Raw genomic sequence first — 15,542 nt, forward strand, 5'->3', positions numbered from 1 at the left:
GGTTTGCGGAAATGATCATGCTCAAAGGTTACTACTAGGGAGGAGACCATGGCAGACAAGAATGCTTCCGCCGGCGTCCCGCTGGTCGACATGCGCAACATCTCGATCGCCTTCGGCGGCATCCGCGCCGTCGACGACGCCTCCATCGATCTCTTCCCCGGCGAAGTGGTGGCGCTGCTTGGCCACAACGGCGCGGGCAAGTCGACGCTGATCAAGATCCTGTCCGGCGCCTACAAGCGCGATGCCGGGCAGATCTTCGTCAACGGCGAAGACGCATCGATCTCCAATCCGCGCGATGCCAAGAGATACGGCATCGAGACGATCTACCAGACGCTGGCGCTTGCCGACAATGTCGATGCCGCCGCCAATCTTTTCCTCGGCCGCGAGCTGATGACCGCCTGGGGCACGCTCGACGACGTCGCCATGGAGGCCGAGGCGCGCAAGGTGATGGGCCGGCTCAATCCGCGCTTCCAGCGCTTCAAGGAGCCGGTGATCAAGCTGTCCGGCGGGCAGAGGCAGTCGGTGGCGATCGCCCGCGCGATCCTGTTCAACGCCCGCATCCTGATCATGGACGAGCCGACAGCCGCGCTTGGTCCCCAGGAGACGGCCCAGGTCGGCGAACTGGTGCGGCAGCTCAAGGCGGACGGCATCGGCATCTTCCTGATCAGCCACGACATCCATGACGTGTTCGATCTGGCAGACAGGGTCTGCGTGATGAAGAACGGCCAGGTCGTCGGCACGGCGCGCACCGGCGACGTGACCCAGGACGAGGTGCTCGGCATGATCATTTTGGGCAAGTGCCCGCCGGGCGCCATTCCGGGTCCCGGAGCGCTGAAGATCGCGGCCTAAGACAATAAGTTAGCTGGCTAATTTACGTTTAGGTGATGTGCCAGCGGCCGTGATGGATTGGCTTCGCCATTGTGTTGGCGCGGAGACTTGCCCATAAAGGTGGTCAACCATCGAGGGGCCGCATCCTGCGTTGAAAAAGCTCTTTCCGATCGTCGCTTTCATCGCCGTCGCACTGATCAGCCTGACGATGGCGGGGTTCGCCTATTTCGCGACCCAGGAGGCGGCGCGCATCAAGTTCGAGGGAACGGCCGACGACGCGCTCAACCGCATCGAGAGCCGCATCGACCTGCACCTGTCGCTGCTGCGCTCGACGCAGGCGCTGTTCGACGCCCGCAACGGCGACATCACGCGCGGCGAGTTCAACGCCTTCTTCACCGCACTCGACATCGACGACAATTTCGCCGGCCTGCGCGGCATCGGCTTCCTGAAGCTGGTCAAGACCGGCGACGAGGCAGCGGTCGAGCGCGACATCCTGCGCGATCACGGTTCGGCGCATCCTGTCTATCCGGCCACCAGCGAGCAGCAATGGCGAACGCCGATCGTGCTTTTCGAGCCGCTCGATACGTCCAACCAGTCGGCCATCGGCTTCGACATGTTCAGCGAGCCGGCGCGGCGGACGGCGATCGAGAAGGCCATGGCCGACGACCAGCAGCATGCGAGCGGGCTTATCCAACTCGGCCAGGGCGTTGGCGCGAAGCAGACCTTTCCGGGTTTCCTGGTCTTCGTGCGGCTGAACGTGGAAACGGCGCCGGACGTGATCAATGCCAGCCGGTCCTCGACCGCGGGCTTTCTCTATGCCGCCTTCCGCTCGCGCGACTTGTTCCAGGTGGCGCTCAGCAAGGCGCCGCTGCTGCCGGTCAATGTCGAGATCTATGACGGCAAGCCTAATGCCGACAATCTCTTGTTCCGGTCGGAAGCGCCGCCGGCCGAGTCCCTGGGTGCGAAGCTTGTGGCGCGGCGGAATGTCGTCGTCGCCGGCCGACCCTGGACCGTCCTGTTTAGGCCGACGAGCGCTTTCTCGCTGCCTTCGTCGCGCGCCATTCCGGTGATGCTCGGGCTGTTCGGCCTGCTGCTTGCCGGGGCGATCGCCCTGGTGGCCCGCTATCAGGAGCGTGCCTATGAGGCGAAGTCGCTGCTGCATGAGGCGACGGAGAAGAGCCTGCTGGAGAAGGACCTGATCCTGCAGGAGATGAAGCATCGCATCAAGAATTCGATCACCAGGGTTTTGGCGATCGCGCGGCAGACGGCATCCCAGGCCACCGACGTGAAGGAATTCTCCGCATCTTTCTCGGCCCGTCTGCAGGCGATGGCTGCTTCGCAGGACATGCTGACACGCTCGCGCTGGCAGAAGGCGGATCTTGGCGACCTGCTGCGCATCGAGCTCGGGCAGGTGTTCGGCAAGGAGCTACCGGCAGGCATCTTGTCTGGGCCGGAGGTGCTGCTTGACGAGACGACCACGCAGGCGCTCGGTTTGACCTTCCACGAGCTTGCCACCAATGCGCTCAAATATGGCGAGGCAGGCAGCTCGGTTGGCGCCTTGAAAGTCGAGTGGTTGGTCGAAGGGCGCGGCCGCGAACGGACGCTGGTGCTCAACTGGCGGGAGGCAGGACAAAAACAGCTGGAAGAGCCGGCAAAAACCGGTTTCGGCACCAAGCTGATCGATCTCAACGTCACGCGCGAACTGCGCGGCACGATCAAGCGCGATTTTCAGGCCGACGGGCTGAAGGTGGAAATAAGGATTCCGCTGACGAGTTGAACGGCGCCGCTATGCCAGCGGGCGGCCATGTCCCCAGGCAAAGAAATGGAGGCCGGCAGACCGGCCTCCAGATCAAAATTTTAGTTGCAGCGGGCGGTGTAGATCCGGCCGCGATGATCGCGATACTGACAATAACCGTTGCGCAGGTTGCGGACCAGGAGGCCCGATCCGGCGCCGACAGCCGCGCCGATCAGCGCGCCCTTGCCGCCGCCTACCAAGCCGCCGACACCGGCGCCGATCAGACCGCCGCCGACCACATCCTGCTCGGTCGTGGTGCAGCCGCTGACAGCGACCACGGCAACCATGGCAATGATCATCTTCCGCATAAAATTGCTCCTCACTTTTGTCCTCACTTTCGGCAGTGCCAGCCGCCATTTAGCACGAAAAAAAGGGCTTTGCCTGCACGATCTTACTGTTGATTAAGATAGTCTTTTTCAGGGCGCGCGCCGTTCGACGCGACAAGCCTGCCGGAGACTTCCAGCGACGCCTCGAGCGAACCGTCGGGGCGCACGGTCCAGACGATCTGGTCGTAGTCGTCCTCCAGCGCCGGGTCGACGACGAGGCACTCGCCGACGACATGTCGTGCCTGACCCCGGACGTCAGCGAGCGCGAAGGGCCGTTCGGCGGTGCAAGCCTCAAAGGTCTCGAAGACGCTGACCGGGACAGTCAGCTCGCGGCATTCGGTCATGGCGTCCGAGCAGCCGATGACGAGGAGCAAAGCGGCGATGTGTTCCACGGGTGAACCCTCTCCGCGGCAAAGAACGATTCTCGCCGCTCAAAAGTTCCTGCCGCCGCCATGCCGCGAGCCCTTGCCGACTAAAGCGCGACCGGGAACTGCCGGATCAGGTCAGCTGCCACGCTGCCGCCAGCACCAGGGCAGCAAGGAGCGCGACGGGACCGAGACGAAGCGAAAGATAGGAGGAACGGGGCAAGGGCGGCGTCTCGGCGTGCTGGAAGCTGCTCATCGAGACGCGCGCGGCCTGCTCCAACCTGTTCATGTCGGAAACCATCATTCAGTCCTCCCAAATCGCGTGCCAAATCGTGTGCCAAATCGCGTGATTGGGCGCGGCTGGAGCTTTCGGTGCGGTTTTAGCCAGGAACACAGAATCGGGCCTTATGGTGAACAGCCGGTTAAGTCGGCGAATGTTCGTGTGTGGCGGTCAATCCGTCTCGAAATTGCCGTGCGGGATCGTCAGGCGATATTCGAGCCGACCCTCATCGATCTCGAGGATGGCGGAGCCGCCGAGCGACGTCGGCACGACGCGTTCCAGAGCGACGCTGCCAAAGCGCTTTTCGTTGCGCCTGCCGGCGCCGATCCTTTCCGTCCACATCAGCAAAAGGTCGGCCGAAGTTCCGCCGCCGGGCGCGATTTTGGCGCTTACCTCGACATGGCCGTCAGGCTGCGACAGGGCGCCGTAACTTACCGAATTCACGGCCAGCTCATGCATGGCCAGCCCGATATGCAAGGCGGCGTTTGGGTTGAGGTAAGGGTTTTCGCCATCGAAACGCAGACTGCGGCGGGGGTCGGCGCTGTAGCGGCCGACCTGGCCGGATACGAGCTCTCGAAGCGCCGCGCCGCGCCAGTTGGAGGATGTAACCAGATCCTGGGACGAGGCGAGCGACTGAATGCGGCCGCGAAAGCGGGTCAGGAAGTCGCCAAGCGTCTCGGAGTAGCGCCCGGTCTGGGTGGCTATGCTCTGGATGATGGCCAGAAGGTTCTTCGAGCGATGGCTCACCTCACGCAGCAGCGTCTTCAGCGTCTGCTCGCGACGTTTCTGCTCCGTGGTCTCGACCATGGTGGTGACGACGCCCTGGACCTCCCCGGTATCGCTATGATCGGCATCGACCCAGATCTGGAACCAGCGCACGCCGTCACCGCCGGGAATGCCGAGTTCGAGGCGATCAGCGTTGCCGGTTTCAACCGCCCTGTGTTTGGCCGCACTTAGGCGTTCGGCCTGAGCAGGCGAGAGCAAATCCTTGCCGTCGGCCGTCTCGGCTGCCCAAGGCGCGCGCATGTTGCGGGCCCAGACGGTCTTCATTTCCCGGTCCTGATAGAGGACCGAAATTCCGGCATTGTGGAGCGCGTGCAGCAACGCACGCCCCAACTGCATCCCGCTTTCCGCCGGATGCATCGCGATCACCTCGTCGCTGCGCTTGCCCGGATCGTCCTTTTCTGAGGCCTTGGAACGCATCCAATAATACTTCCCGCATCCAGGCTGAACGGCTTTACGATAGACTGCTGCTTCGGCCTTGACATGCCGAGGCTGGCGCGCAGCCTCAAAAACGGTCCGCCGGACGACGTCCTTTGGGGACACCGCCCGGCGGTGGCTGGAAACCGTTTGAGGGGTGCGGCTTCCAGTGTCCGGTGCTCCCCGCGTCAGGCTCTTCTGAAAAGGCCGGCGATGAGCGAAATCACCAGGAAGGCCAGGAAGATGAAGAACAATATCTGCGCGATGCCAGCCGATGTGCCGGCAATGCCGCCGAATCCAAGAGCGCCGGCGATGATCGCGACCACAAGAAAAACGAGCGCCCAGTACAGCATGATATGCCTCCTTCTAACGTCCTGAAAAAACGTGGCTGAATGCCGTTTGTTCCACCATTTGCGGAAAAAGACGACCCCCCGGAAGCGCTTTCGCGGATCAGATTCCGCACTGCATCATGCGAGGCGCGGGAGCCTCGCATGGAACCTCGATGACCAGACATCGGTGCGGTCAGGCTGCAGCTTTCGCCTGGCGGTCGAAGAACAGCGCCTGGCTGATCAGAGCCTTGACCATATCGGGGTTGAACGGCTTGGTCACCAGAAACGCCGGCTCGGGGCGCTCGCCGGTCAACAGGCGTTCGGGGAAGGCGGTGATGAAGATCACCGGCACCGGCGTCGAGGACAGGATTTCATTCACGGCCTCGATGCCCGAGCTGCCGTCGGCAAGCTGGATGTCCGCCAGGACCATTTTCGGGCGCGTCCTGCCGAACATGGCGACCGCTTCGGCATGCGTGCGCGCGGTGCCGACAACGCGGTGGCCAAGGCTTTCGACCATCTCCTCGATGTCCATGGCAATCAGCGGCTCGTCCTCGATGATCAGCACATCGGTCGCGACCTGGCGGGAAATCTCGGCGCTTGCCTGAGCAAGCAATTCGGAAAATTCCTGCTCGTCGGCGTCGAGGATCTCCGCTGCTTCGTCCTCGCTGAAACCTTCCACGGCGACAAGCAGGAACGCCTGCCGCGGCCGCGGCGCGATAGCATTCAGATTGGCGGCGGCCCGCTGTTCCCAGGCGGTCTGCGCATGCTCTTGCGGCACGCGGATGGCAATCGAGGTGAAAAGCCTGGCAAAAACCTTGTACAACGCGATGCGATCGCTCGATGCCTCGGGGAAGACTTCGGTGTCGGCGATGATGGCCTCCAGCATGGCGGCGACCAACGCGTCACCGCTTTCCTGCGATCCCGACACGGCGCGCGAGAAACGGCGAAGGAACGGCAGGTGAGGAGCGATAGTTGCGGATAGACTCATATTGACGTCTCCCTCAGATGACGTTGTTCGTTTCCATCAGGCCAGACGGGTCGCAAACCCCAAGCAAACCAACGTCGGCTTTCTGAAAAAGTTCCGCCGGCTGTGGAACTAAATTAGGAAATGGGCGTTTGGCGGTTTCGGGATGGGCAACCAGACAAGGGTGCCGCTTGCGTTGTGGTCTGCAGTTCCAGAGCGGTTCGAGTGCTGGGAATTAGGGCAAATATGAAAGAAATGTCAAAGAATTCGACGACTGGCGCCGTGAGCAGGCACCGGAATGGGGGTGGCAATCCGCTCGGACCAAACTCCGAAATCGCCCGCAAACTCAAACAATACTACGACGAGCTGGTCTCCGATCAGGTGCCAGATCGATTCGCCCAGTTGCTTAGCCAGCTGGAAGAGGCCGAGCCCGCCGAGAAAAAGGACTGAGGCATGGCGGCGGTCTCCCAGAGCTTCAAGACCGAGCTGCTCGGCGCAATACCGAGCCTGCGCGCCTTTGCAGTCTCGCTGACGCAGAATGCCGACAAGGCAGATGACCTCGTCCAGGAAACCTTGGTCAAGGCGTGGGACAAGCACGAGAGTTTCCAGCCGGGCACCAACCTCAAGGCCTGGCTGTTCACCATCCTGCGCAACGAATTCTATTCGCAGATGCGCAAGCGTGGCCGCGAGGTACAGGACAGCGACGGCATCATGACCGCCAGGCTTGCCGTTCACCCGGCCCAGCATGGCCAGCTCGACCTCAAGGATTTCCGCGGCGCGCTGGAGCAGTTGCCGGAGGATCAGCGCGAAGCCATCATCCTGATCGGGGCGTCCGGCTTCTCTTACGAGGAGGCGGCCGAGATCTGCGGTTGCGCGGTCGGCACCATCAAGAGCCGGGTCAGCCGGGCGCGCGCCCGGCTGCAGGACATCCTCAAGATTTCCGGCGAGGACGAATACGGTCCCGATGCGATCTCGGCTCAAGTGACTGGTTCGAACGCGGCCTGACACCGACATCCGGGCCGCGACGTCGTCAAGCCGCCTTCGCGCGTCCGCAGGCGAGCGCCACGGCTTCGATCAGATCGTCTCCCGAATAAGGTTTGGCGACCAGCCGGATCTCCGGGAAAGAACCCTCGATCTCTTCCGCGTCGGAGTAACCGGAGGCAAAGACGAATGGAACGCCTTCGCCTCGCAGCCGCTTGGCGAAGTCGAGCGTCGAGACGCCGCCCAGCATCAGGTCGACAATGGCGGCGTCGAACGACGACAGCCCGTCCCCCAGGTCGATTTCGGCCAGATCGCGGACAATCGTAACATCGGCGGCGCCCTGGTCGCGGCACAGTTGCTCGACATCCATCGCGATCAGGAATTCGTCTTCCAGGACCAGGATACGCAATCCGTCTAACAATGGGGGCACGTGTCGGCGACTCCTACGATCGCCGCAGTCATGCGCGGTATTCGGCTCTGTGTCATTAAAAAAGATATGACCGGCGATGCATCCCGTGATCGGGCGGAACCTCGATCCGCGTGGAGCGTTTTCAACAACCGCACCGGGGCAGGGATTTCGAGGAGGGTCGAAATGTCCGGCCAGAGTGTAGGTTCCGCCACTGCCCGCCAATATCCCTGCGAGAAATGCCCGCTGCGGCTGCTGCCGGCCTTTCGCGCGTTCGAAAGCCAAGAAGGCCCTAAGGGAGGCATGGACGGAGAACAAGGACTTCTGATCCGAGAGAATTTGACAGCTGTCAATGTGCCCGCCCTTCGGTCTTGCTAAGGGGCGATCCAGCTTCGGAACTCTTGACGTAGATCGAGCGTTTAAAGGTAGAAAACACAAGGAGTTACGCGATGGCGACCGCCGCAGGCAAAAGCGCAACAGATGCTCCCTCCAACTCCGATCTGGAAGCCGATATCCGGCAGTTGAAAGCGGATATAGAGGAGCTTACCAGGCAATTGGCCAAGACCAGGGACGACGGTTACGGCGCGGCGCGGCGCGCGGCGGCCGAAGGTGTCGAACAGCTGCGGACGCAGGGCGAGGCGGCATTCGAAAGCGTGCGCGGCAGCGCTCAGGATATCGAAGCGCAGCTCATAGCCAGCGTTCGAGAAAAGCCGGTAACGTCGCTGGCGATCGCCGCCGGCGTCGGCTTCCTGTTTGCGCTGCTGTCCCGCCGTTAGCCCGCAGATGGAGACGCTGGTCTCGCTGATTTCGACCCTTGCCTCCGGCGAGGCGGCGGCTGCTCTGCGACGGGCGCGCATGACGGCAGTCCTTTATGGGCTTGCCGGCGTTTTCGCCTTGTGCGGCATCGGCTTCCTCATTGGTGCGGCCTATATCTGGCTGGCGGGGCGCTACGGGCCGTTGGCGACTTCCCTCGGCTTCGGCATTGGCTTCCTGGTGCTTGCCGGGCTCATTCTCGTGATCCACAAGCTGACCGCCGGTACGCAGGCGCGGCGCCGGGCGCGAAGACGAAAGGCCGACATGACCGCGGTTGGCGTCACCGCAGCGCTCGCGCTGCTTCCGGCGCTTGCGAAAAGCAAGGGCGGCATGGGCGCGCTTCTCGCGCCCGCCGTCGCGCTCGTCGCTTACGCAGTCTACCGCGAGAATGCGAAGCCCGGCCCTCAAGACAAGGATCCCGGCGAAAAGCCGTAGCCAAACCGATCCGCATCCTCAATGAAAGCGGCTGATGTCGGCCGGCTACCCCCACACCCCGCGACAAGCGGCCCCCATCGTCGCCGAACCTCGCTGTCGGATTCGGAACCTTCGCGGAGAGGGCCCGTTACCCGACCATGCCGAAGCGTCCGCCGCCACGCGACATGGAGGCCAACAATGACCAAGACCGTTCCTGAAAACAAAGCCCGCCAGGGGCATTGGGGCTGGCACGCGCTGAGGATCCTTATCGCCGGGCTGTTGCTGGCCTTCATTGCGTGGGGTGCGGTCGAGGTCTATGGCGAGCTGATCAAGAGCCAGACGACCGGACAGAGCGTACCTCAGGCGCCGGCGGCCGGGCAGAAGCCCGCGCAGGGCGGCTGACCGCTTAGGTCTTTGTTTTTATGCGTGTCGTTTCCGCAAAACCGCTGCGCAGTTTTGCGCGACATGCACTAGGCCGCCTTTGTCTGCACATTTCTAGCCGGAACCAACACCTTCAACGCGCCGGGATGAATCTCGATCACCGTCTCGCGTTCCAGCCCGAACAACTCGCCGTCCATGACGGCGCTGAACTTCTTCGTCGGCGAATGGATCTTGAGGATCGCCTTGTCGGCCTGATGGATTTCGACATGTTGGCTGTCGCGCCAACGGCCGCGCAGCATGGCGAGGAATAGCTTCACCAGGTCGCGGCGTCTGCGCGCGACGCTGACATAGATGCCGAGCAGGCCGCCCGCCGGATCGTCCGCGTAAGGCAGATGGCCCTCGCCGAACAGATTGTTGCTGATGCTGATGCCGGTCGCGCGGGTGATGATCTCCGTCTTGCCGATGGTCAAGCTCACCTTGAGAGTGCGCGGGTTCTTGATCGTTGCCCATGCCGCACGAACGGAAGCCTGCATCTTTCCCAGCCGCGAGCCGAAATCCATCTTCTCGCGGAGCTGCACCATCCTGGCATGCATGCCGATCGAAAACTGATGCACGAAGGGCCGGCCGTTGGCGCTCGCCATGTCGACGGCCGTCACCTCGCCTTCGGCGAAGGATGTCAGCGCCCCGTCCAGCGTCTGCGGTATGCCAAGGCCGCGCGCGAAGAGATTCATCGTGCCGCCCGGCAATATGGCCAAGGCTTTCTTCTTGTTCATGAGCAGGGACGCCGCCGTCGAAACAGTGCCATCGCCGCCGCCAGCGATCACGACGTCGACGTTCCGCTTCGCCACGGCCTTTTCCAAGGCCGCGGCGACTTCGCGGCGGGTAACGATGTCGATCTGAACCGAATGGCCTACCGCTTCGAGTGTTTGGCGCAGACGTTCGGCAAAGGCTGCCATATCGGTGGTACGCAGCGTGCCGCCGTCCTGGTTCAGCACCGCAGCAAACCGCATGTCCCGCTCCGCCTTCCTCGCAATTCCTTGGCCGAAAATGACCCCTCAGCCGCTGGCTCAAACGAAAGGGTGGCCCAAAGGTTCCTTGGCCACTCAGGACTTCGACGCCAGCGCGTAGCTTTTGGAACAAGGCAACGGTCACGACGTTGTGAAGACATTGGACAATTCCGCGTCCGGTCCGGTTCGTCAAGGCCGGCCGCTGCTTTGCCGAAATCAGGCAGGAGGAGAGACGATCATGACCCGCACTCTTTTTGCGACGACCGCGCTTGCGACGCTGCTCGCAACCGGCGCTTTCGCACAAACGGCGACGCCGACACCGGCACAGCCGCCCGCCGCCGAGAACCCGGAACCCGTGATGCGTTCGGAGGGTTCCCTCATGACCAATATCATCGGCGAGTCCGTCTATAACGGCACTGGCAAAGACGCCCAGGACATAGGCAAGGTCGACGACATCGTCTTCGACGCAAGCGGCAAAGCCAAGTCCGCGATCATCGGCGTCGGCGGCTTCCTTGGCGTCGGCACCAAGGATGTCGCCTTCGACTACAGCAAGATGGAATGGGCCGAGAAGAACGGTGACCGCTGGCTGGTGGCCAAGACAAGTAAGGACGAGCTCAATGCCCAGCCGGCATTCGACCGCAAGCCCTACGATCCGGCCCCGGCGCAGTCGGCTGACGCCACGCAACCTTCAACCACCGACACGGGCGGAGCCCAGAAGCCGGTGGATCTCAATGCCAAGCCGGCTGAACCGGTGAAGAAGGCGGAAGGCAATCTCGCCACCAATATCATGGGCGAAACGGTCTACAACGGCACCGCTGACGACGCCCAGAAGATCGGCGACGTGAAGGACATCGTGCTCGCCAAGGACGGCAAGGCCGAGTCGCTTGTCATCGGCGTCGGCGGCTTCCTCGGCATAGGCACGAAGAACGTCACCTTCGACTTCGCCAAGGCAAAGTGGGCGGAGAAGAATGGAGACCGCTGGCTGGTTGCCGAGACGACAAAGGAGGAGCTTCAGGCGCAGCCGGATTTCAACCGCAAGGCGTATGATCCTGCGCCGGCTTCGACAAGCACTGCGTCTTCGAGTGAGACGCCGCCTACCACCACCCCTGCCGTGGCGTCGTCGGATACCACGGCCGACAAGGGGAGCAAGCCTGCCCAGCCGGCACAGACAGCCGAGAACAAGCCCGCGGCGCCGGCTCCGGCCACGGCCGAAAACAAACCGGCGAACACGTCCGCTACCGACGAGACCAAGACGGCCTCGATCGACAAGTCGACGCTGACCGAAATGCCGATGGGCAATATCCGCGGCGACGAGCTGAAGGGCGCGGCCGTCTATGGCGCCAACGATGCCAAGATCGGTGAAATCGGCGACGTCGTGCTGACGCCGGACAAAAAGCCGGATGCGGTGATCGTCGACGTCGGCGGCTTCCTCGGCATCGGCGCCAAGGAAGTCGCGGTCGGCATGGACAAGCTCAAATTCATGACCGACAAGAGCGGCAAGAAATATCTCTATACCAACTTCACCAAGGAGCAGCTGCAGGCGCAGGCGGCCTATGACAAGAGCACCTATGCCACGAAGCGCGACCAGCAGAGGATGATCTTGAAGTAAGTAGGGCAGTAGGGCAGTAGGGCAGTAGGGTACAGGCTCGTTGCATACTCCCCTACTCCCCTACTCCCCTACTCCCTTACTGCCTTGGCCACGTGGCCAACCACGCCGCCGCTCGTCAGCTCCGCCAGCGCCAGCGACTGGTCGAGATGCCTGGCGCGCCAGGCGAGCATCTTTTCGGCGAATTCCAGGCGCGACGGCAGATAGGCAGTGTCGTTCGCGACGTTGCTCAGCTCGCCCGGATCCTTGGCGAGGTCGAACAGCAGCGGCGGCAGGCCGCCGCCGAAATGGACATATTTGAAGTCCTTGGTGCGCAGGACGGCCAGGTTGCAATCGCGCGGGCCGATGCCGAAGTGACGCTCGGCCTCGCCGTCGGCGACCGAGCGGAAATCGAACTCCCAATGCGCGGCCTCGCGCCAGTCTGCCGGCTCCTCGCCGTCCAGCCACGGCGCCAGCGACCTGCCATCGAGATGCGGCTCGGGTGCGGCACCGATCAGGTCGAGCAAGGTCGGAAAGATGTCGACCGCCTCGGTGAAACGGTCGACCGTCATGCCGGCGGCTGCTCCGCGACTCGGATCGCGGATGATCAGCGGAATGTGGTAGCTGGCGTCGAAGTAGCCGCCTTTGCCCAGCATGAAATGGTCGCCCATCATCTCGGCATGGTCGGAGGTGAGCACGATCACGGTATCGTCCCACGCGCCGGCCGCCTTTACCGCTTGCCAGACGCGGCCGAGCTGTACGTCGAGTTCCGAGATCATGCCGTAATAGATGGCGCGGATGCGGCGGAAATTTTCCTCGCTCCAGTCCGGCACCTTGCCCTCGGCGCCGGGTATGAATTTCGTCCGCTTCTGCTGGTCGAGATCGTAAGCGAGATAGGGGTGGCTTTCCGCCTCGGCCTGCCAGCTTGCAGCGCGCCGGAAAGCCGGGCCGTCGGCCGGATCGTACATTGTGTTGTAGGGCTCCGGCACGACGAAGGGCGGGTGCGGACTGATGAAGGAGATATGCGCGAACCACGGCGCAGCCTCGTCCTGCTCGCCAAGCCAGCGGATGAATTCGCCGGCCAGGAAGGCGGTTGGCGTCTGGTCCTTCGAATAGACCGGCGGCGCGTTGCTCACATCGCCCCGGGGCTGGCCGTGCTCCCCAGCCGGACGGTGGATGTCAGGGCTGCCGGCGTTGGCATCGATGCCTTGCATCCTCAGCCAGGACAGCCATTGTTTCTGGTGCTCGGGCAGGAACTGCCGCACGGTGAAGCCCGGCAGCACGCCTTCATAGCTCTTCAGCCGTGGATCGGCTGCCGAGAGCCGGCGCGGGTCCGGCGCGACATCGGTGTAGCCGAACAAGGTCGGGTCGTAGCCAACCGCGCGTGCCGACAGGGCGACGTTGCCGTGACGCGCATCGAGCGGCGTGCCGTTGCGGCAGACGCGGTTGTTCATCTGGTAGAGGCCGGTGTAGAGGCAGGCACGGGCCGGAGAGCAAGGTGCGGCGCCGCCATAGTGGCGCCGAAACAGCACGCCCTCGGCGGCAAGCGCGTCAACGTTCGGCGTCCTGACCACCGTATGGCCTGCGGCCGAAAGGCAATCGCCACGCCACTGGTCGCAGGTGATGAGGAGAACGTTCGGGCGGCGGGTTCGGTTGTCCAAAATCTTCCTCCTCAAGAAGTCGCGCCGCTCATGGAGCCGAAATTCGCCGGCGTTGCAAGGCAAGCCGGTTCATCAGTCGGTGAACATAAACATCAGGTCGTTCACTTTTATGACACAGTCCATCCTGTGATTGCCCGCTTTGCCGCGGACGGGCCTATCCTCATATTGGCGTGGACAGCGGCGAGGGCCGCAGCAAGGACAGGGAAGGAGCAACACCATGCTCAATCAGATCAAGGGCCTGCATCACGTCACCTCGATGGCCAGCGATGCGCGCCGCAACAATGAGTTCTTCACCAGGAAGCTCGGCCTGCGTCGGGTCAAGAAGACCGTCAACTTCGACGCGCCGGACGTCTATCACCTCTACTACGCCGACGAGTTCGGCACGCCCGGCTCGGTGATGACCTATTTCCCGTTCCCCGATATCGGCAAGGGCCGGCATGGGGTGGGTGAGGTCGGCACCACGGTCTTCTCGGTGCCGGAAGGCACGCTCCGCTATTGGGAAAAGCGTTTTGCCGACGAGGGCGTGAGCGGCGTTGCCCGCTCGACAAGCTTCGGCGAGAAGCGGCTCGCCTTCACCGGCCCCGACGGCGACAGTTTCGCTCTCGTCGAGGACAAGGCCGACAGCCGCGCGCCCTGGGTCAAGGGCGGCGTTCCCGGCGACGAAGCGATCCGCGGCTTCCACTCGGTCGCGCTGAGGCTGAAGGACGGCGGCGCCACCGAGGAGCTGTTGAAGTTCATGGGCTATGAGGAGGTCGACAAGTCCGGCAACGTCCGCCGGCTGGCGATCAAGAACGGCAACGGCGCCGACGTCGTCGACATCGAGTCGCTGCCGGGCGCAGGCTTTGCCAATCTCGGTGCCGGCTCGGTGCATCACGTCGCCTTCGCGGTCGAGGATCGCGCCAGGCAGATCGAGGTGCGCAAGGCGCTGGTCGACACGGGCTACGGCGTGACGCCGGTCATCGATCGCGATTACTTCTGGGCGATCTATTTCCGCACGCCGGGCGGCGTGCTGTTCGAGGTGTCCACCAACGAGCCGGGCTTCGACCGCGACGAGGACACCGCGCATCTGGGCGAGGCGCTGAAGCTGCCGACGCAGCATCAGCATCTGAGACCCTATCTCGAACAGCACCTGCAGAAGCTGGAAGACTAAGCCATGAGCAAGGACGCATACATCCATAAAGTGCTGCCCGGTTCGCCGGGCAGTCCGTTGCTCTTCGTCTTCCACGGGACCGGAGCCGACGAGAATCAGCTTCTGTCGTTCGGTCAGGAGCTTGCGCCGTCGGCGACGATCGTGTCGCCGCGCGGCGACGTGTCCGAGCATGGCGCCGCCCGCTTCTTCCGCCGCACCGGCGAGGGCGTCTACGACATGGACGACCTCGCGCGGGCGACGGTCAAGATGGCAGGCTTCGTCAAGGCGCATGTCGATGCCGCAAAGCCCTCGGCGGTGTTCGGGCTCGGCTATTCCAACGGCGCCAACATCCTGGCCTCGGTGATGTTCGCGGAGCCGGCCCTGTTCGATGCCGCGGCGCTGATGCATCCGCTGATCCCGTTCGAACCGGAGGTCCGGGGCAGCCTTGTCGGCCGCCGCATCCTGATCACCGCCGGCAGGCGCGATCCGATCTGTCCGCCCAATCTGACGTCGCGACTGGAAGCCTATTTGCGCGCCGACGGGGCCGATGTCACAGTGGAATGGCACGACGGCGGGCACGAGGTGCGGCCGAATGAAATCGAAGCGGCGCGGCGGCTGTTCACCCGCTCGCCGACCGCCGAAGGAGGCAAGAACGATGGCTGACCAGCTGCCCGAGATCGAACTGGAAGACCACGGCTCCAAGGGGCGCTATGTGCTGCGCGGGCCGGGCGGCGCCGAGGCCGAGATGACCTTCACCAAGATCGGCGAGCATCAGCTCATCATCGATCACACCGAGGTGCCGGACGTCTTCCGTGGCCAGGGCGCCGGGCTTCGCCTCGTCACCCGCGCGGTCGAGGATGCGCGTGCGGCCGGCAAGAAGATCATCCCGCTCTGCCCCTTCGCCAACGCCCAGTTCCGCCGCCACCCGGAATGGGCGGACGTGCTGAAGCAGTAGCACCGTCTTCCCCTTCTCCCTCTGTGGGAGAAGGTGGATCGGCGCGCAGCGCCGAGACGGTTGAGGGGTGCTGGACGGAGTACCGTCGGTGCCAAGCTGGAGCACCCCTCATCCGTCGCCTTC

Annotated in this window: 20 protein-coding genes; 11 read left to right on the forward strand and 9 right to left on the reverse strand. The window is 63.4% G+C overall.

The window, feature by feature from the left end:
- Positions 1 to 48: 48 nt before the first annotated feature.
- Both QAZ47_RS08645 and QAZ47_RS08650 read left to right on the forward strand, forming a co-directional pair.
- The gene (locus tag QAZ47_RS08645; RefSeq protein ID WP_278206284.1) at positions 49 to 849 is read left to right on the forward strand and encodes an ATP-binding cassette domain-containing protein; all 801 of its coding nucleotides are present in this window, start codon (positions 49 to 51) and stop codon (positions 847 to 849) included.
- Between the two features lie 130 nt (positions 850 to 979).
- Complete coding sequence (locus QAZ47_RS08650; protein ID WP_278232945.1) at positions 980 to 2,605, forward strand: CHASE domain-containing protein; 1,626 nt, start codon at positions 980 to 982, stop codon at positions 2,603 to 2,605.
- Positions 2,606 to 2,685: 80 nt separating this feature from the next.
- Here the strand turns inward: QAZ47_RS08650 and QAZ47_RS08655 are convergent, their stop codons facing one another.
- The 6 genes from QAZ47_RS08655 to QAZ47_RS08680 form a co-directional block, all read right to left on the reverse strand.
- Positions 2,686 to 2,931 (reverse strand): YMGG-like glycine zipper-containing protein, encoded by a 246-nt coding sequence (locus QAZ47_RS08655; protein ID WP_027166589.1) that lies wholly within the window; start codon positions 2,929 to 2,931, stop codon positions 2,686 to 2,688.
- 83 nt (positions 2,932 to 3,014) lie between these two features.
- Positions 3,015 to 3,341, reverse strand: coding sequence for a hypothetical protein (locus tag QAZ47_RS08660; protein ID WP_278232946.1), 327 nt, complete (start codon positions 3,339 to 3,341; stop codon positions 3,015 to 3,017).
- A gap of 106 nt (positions 3,342 to 3,447) precedes the next feature.
- Positions 3,448 to 3,618 carry a hypothetical protein gene (locus tag QAZ47_RS08665; RefSeq protein WP_278232947.1) on the reverse strand — a complete coding sequence of 57 codons (171 nt, stop codon included), beginning with the start codon at positions 3,616 to 3,618 and terminating at the stop codon, positions 3,448 to 3,450.
- Between the two features lie 147 nt (positions 3,619 to 3,765).
- Positions 3,766 to 4,797, reverse strand: coding sequence for a sensor histidine kinase (locus tag QAZ47_RS08670; RefSeq protein ID WP_278232948.1), 1,032 nt, complete (start codon positions 4,795 to 4,797; stop codon positions 3,766 to 3,768).
- A 185-nt stretch (positions 4,798 to 4,982) separates the two neighbouring features.
- Positions 4,983 to 5,147, reverse strand: coding sequence for a DUF1328 domain-containing protein (locus tag QAZ47_RS08675; protein WP_018429836.1), 165 nt, complete (start codon positions 5,145 to 5,147; stop codon positions 4,983 to 4,985).
- 169 nt (positions 5,148 to 5,316) lie between these two features.
- Positions 5,317 to 6,111, reverse strand: a complete 795-nt coding sequence (locus tag QAZ47_RS08680) for a response regulator (RefSeq protein WP_278206297.1) — start codon at positions 6,109 to 6,111, stop codon at positions 5,317 to 5,319.
- A gap of 222 nt (positions 6,112 to 6,333) precedes the next feature.
- Between QAZ47_RS08680 and QAZ47_RS08685 the strand changes: the two genes are divergently transcribed.
- Together QAZ47_RS08685 and QAZ47_RS08690 are read left to right on the forward strand one after the other, a co-directional pair.
- Positions 6,334 to 6,537, forward strand: coding sequence for a NepR family anti-sigma factor (locus tag QAZ47_RS08685; RefSeq protein WP_278206299.1), 204 nt, complete (start codon positions 6,334 to 6,336; stop codon positions 6,535 to 6,537).
- Positions 6,538 to 6,540: 3 nt separating this feature from the next.
- Positions 6,541 to 7,092: an RNA polymerase sigma factor gene (locus tag QAZ47_RS08690; protein ID WP_040973662.1), complete on the forward strand. Its 552-nt coding sequence runs from the start codon at positions 6,541 to 6,543 to the stop codon at positions 7,090 to 7,092.
- A gap of 25 nt (positions 7,093 to 7,117) precedes the next feature.
- On the opposite strand, the gene QAZ47_RS32080 is transcribed toward QAZ47_RS08690, so the two are convergent.
- Positions 7,118 to 7,792: a response regulator gene (locus tag QAZ47_RS32080; protein WP_347567187.1), complete on the reverse strand. Its 675-nt coding sequence runs from the start codon at positions 7,790 to 7,792 to the stop codon at positions 7,118 to 7,120.
- A gap of 131 nt (positions 7,793 to 7,923) precedes the next feature.
- Between QAZ47_RS32080 and QAZ47_RS08700 the strand changes: the two genes are divergently transcribed.
- The 3 genes from QAZ47_RS08700 (at position 7,924) to QAZ47_RS08710 (ending at position 9,103) form a co-directional block, all read left to right on the forward strand.
- Positions 7,924 to 8,250 (forward strand): hypothetical protein, encoded by a 327-nt coding sequence (locus QAZ47_RS08700; protein ID WP_278206303.1) that lies wholly within the window; start codon positions 7,924 to 7,926, stop codon positions 8,248 to 8,250.
- A 7-nt stretch (positions 8,251 to 8,257) separates the two neighbouring features.
- Positions 8,258 to 8,722: a hypothetical protein gene (locus QAZ47_RS08705; protein ID WP_278232949.1), complete on the forward strand. Its 465-nt coding sequence runs from the start codon at positions 8,258 to 8,260 to the stop codon at positions 8,720 to 8,722.
- Between the two features lie 177 nt (positions 8,723 to 8,899).
- On the forward strand, positions 8,900 to 9,103 hold the full coding sequence (locus tag QAZ47_RS08710) for a hypothetical protein (RefSeq protein ID WP_278232950.1): 204 nt from the start codon (positions 8,900 to 8,902) through the stop codon (positions 9,101 to 9,103).
- A 68-nt stretch (positions 9,104 to 9,171) separates the two neighbouring features.
- Here the strand turns inward: QAZ47_RS08710 and QAZ47_RS08715 are convergent, their stop codons facing one another.
- Positions 9,172 to 10,092, reverse strand: coding sequence for a diacylglycerol kinase family protein (locus QAZ47_RS08715; protein ID WP_278232951.1), 921 nt, complete (start codon positions 10,090 to 10,092; stop codon positions 9,172 to 9,174).
- Between the two features lie 235 nt (positions 10,093 to 10,327).
- Between QAZ47_RS08715 and QAZ47_RS08720 the strand changes: the two genes are divergently transcribed.
- A complete protein-coding gene (locus tag QAZ47_RS08720) occupies positions 10,328 to 11,698 on the forward strand; it encodes a PRC-barrel domain-containing protein (protein WP_278206309.1) in 1,371 nt (456 codons plus the stop codon).
- A gap of 68 nt (positions 11,699 to 11,766) precedes the next feature.
- Here QAZ47_RS08720 and QAZ47_RS08725 read toward each other — a convergent pair whose 3' ends face one another.
- Positions 11,767 to 13,335 carry an alkaline phosphatase family protein gene (locus tag QAZ47_RS08725; protein WP_278232952.1) on the reverse strand — a complete coding sequence of 523 codons (1,569 nt, stop codon included), beginning with the start codon at positions 13,333 to 13,335 and terminating at the stop codon, positions 11,767 to 11,769.
- A gap of 217 nt (positions 13,336 to 13,552) precedes the next feature.
- Here QAZ47_RS08725 and QAZ47_RS08730 point away from each other — a divergent pair, with 217 nt between their 5' ends.
- From QAZ47_RS08730 to QAZ47_RS08740, 3 genes are read left to right on the forward strand one after another with little or no spacing between them, the layout of a single operon-like run.
- Positions 13,553 to 14,485, forward strand: a complete 933-nt coding sequence (locus QAZ47_RS08730; RefSeq protein ID WP_278232953.1) for a VOC family protein — start codon at positions 13,553 to 13,555, stop codon at positions 14,483 to 14,485.
- A 3-nt stretch (positions 14,486 to 14,488) separates the two neighbouring features.
- Positions 14,489 to 15,127, forward strand: a complete 639-nt coding sequence (locus QAZ47_RS08735) for an alpha/beta hydrolase (protein WP_278232954.1) — start codon at positions 14,489 to 14,491, stop codon at positions 15,125 to 15,127.
- A complete protein-coding gene (locus QAZ47_RS08740; RefSeq protein WP_040998912.1) occupies positions 15,120 to 15,419 on the forward strand; it encodes a GNAT family N-acetyltransferase in 300 nt (99 codons plus the stop codon). Before QAZ47_RS08735 ends, QAZ47_RS08740 begins: the two co-directional genes overlap by 8 nt.
- Positions 15,420 to 15,542 lie beyond the last annotated feature (123 nt).

The organism is Mesorhizobium sp. WSM4904 (genome assembly GCF_029674545.1).
Lineage (GTDB): Bacteria > Pseudomonadota > Alphaproteobacteria > Rhizobiales > Rhizobiaceae > Mesorhizobium.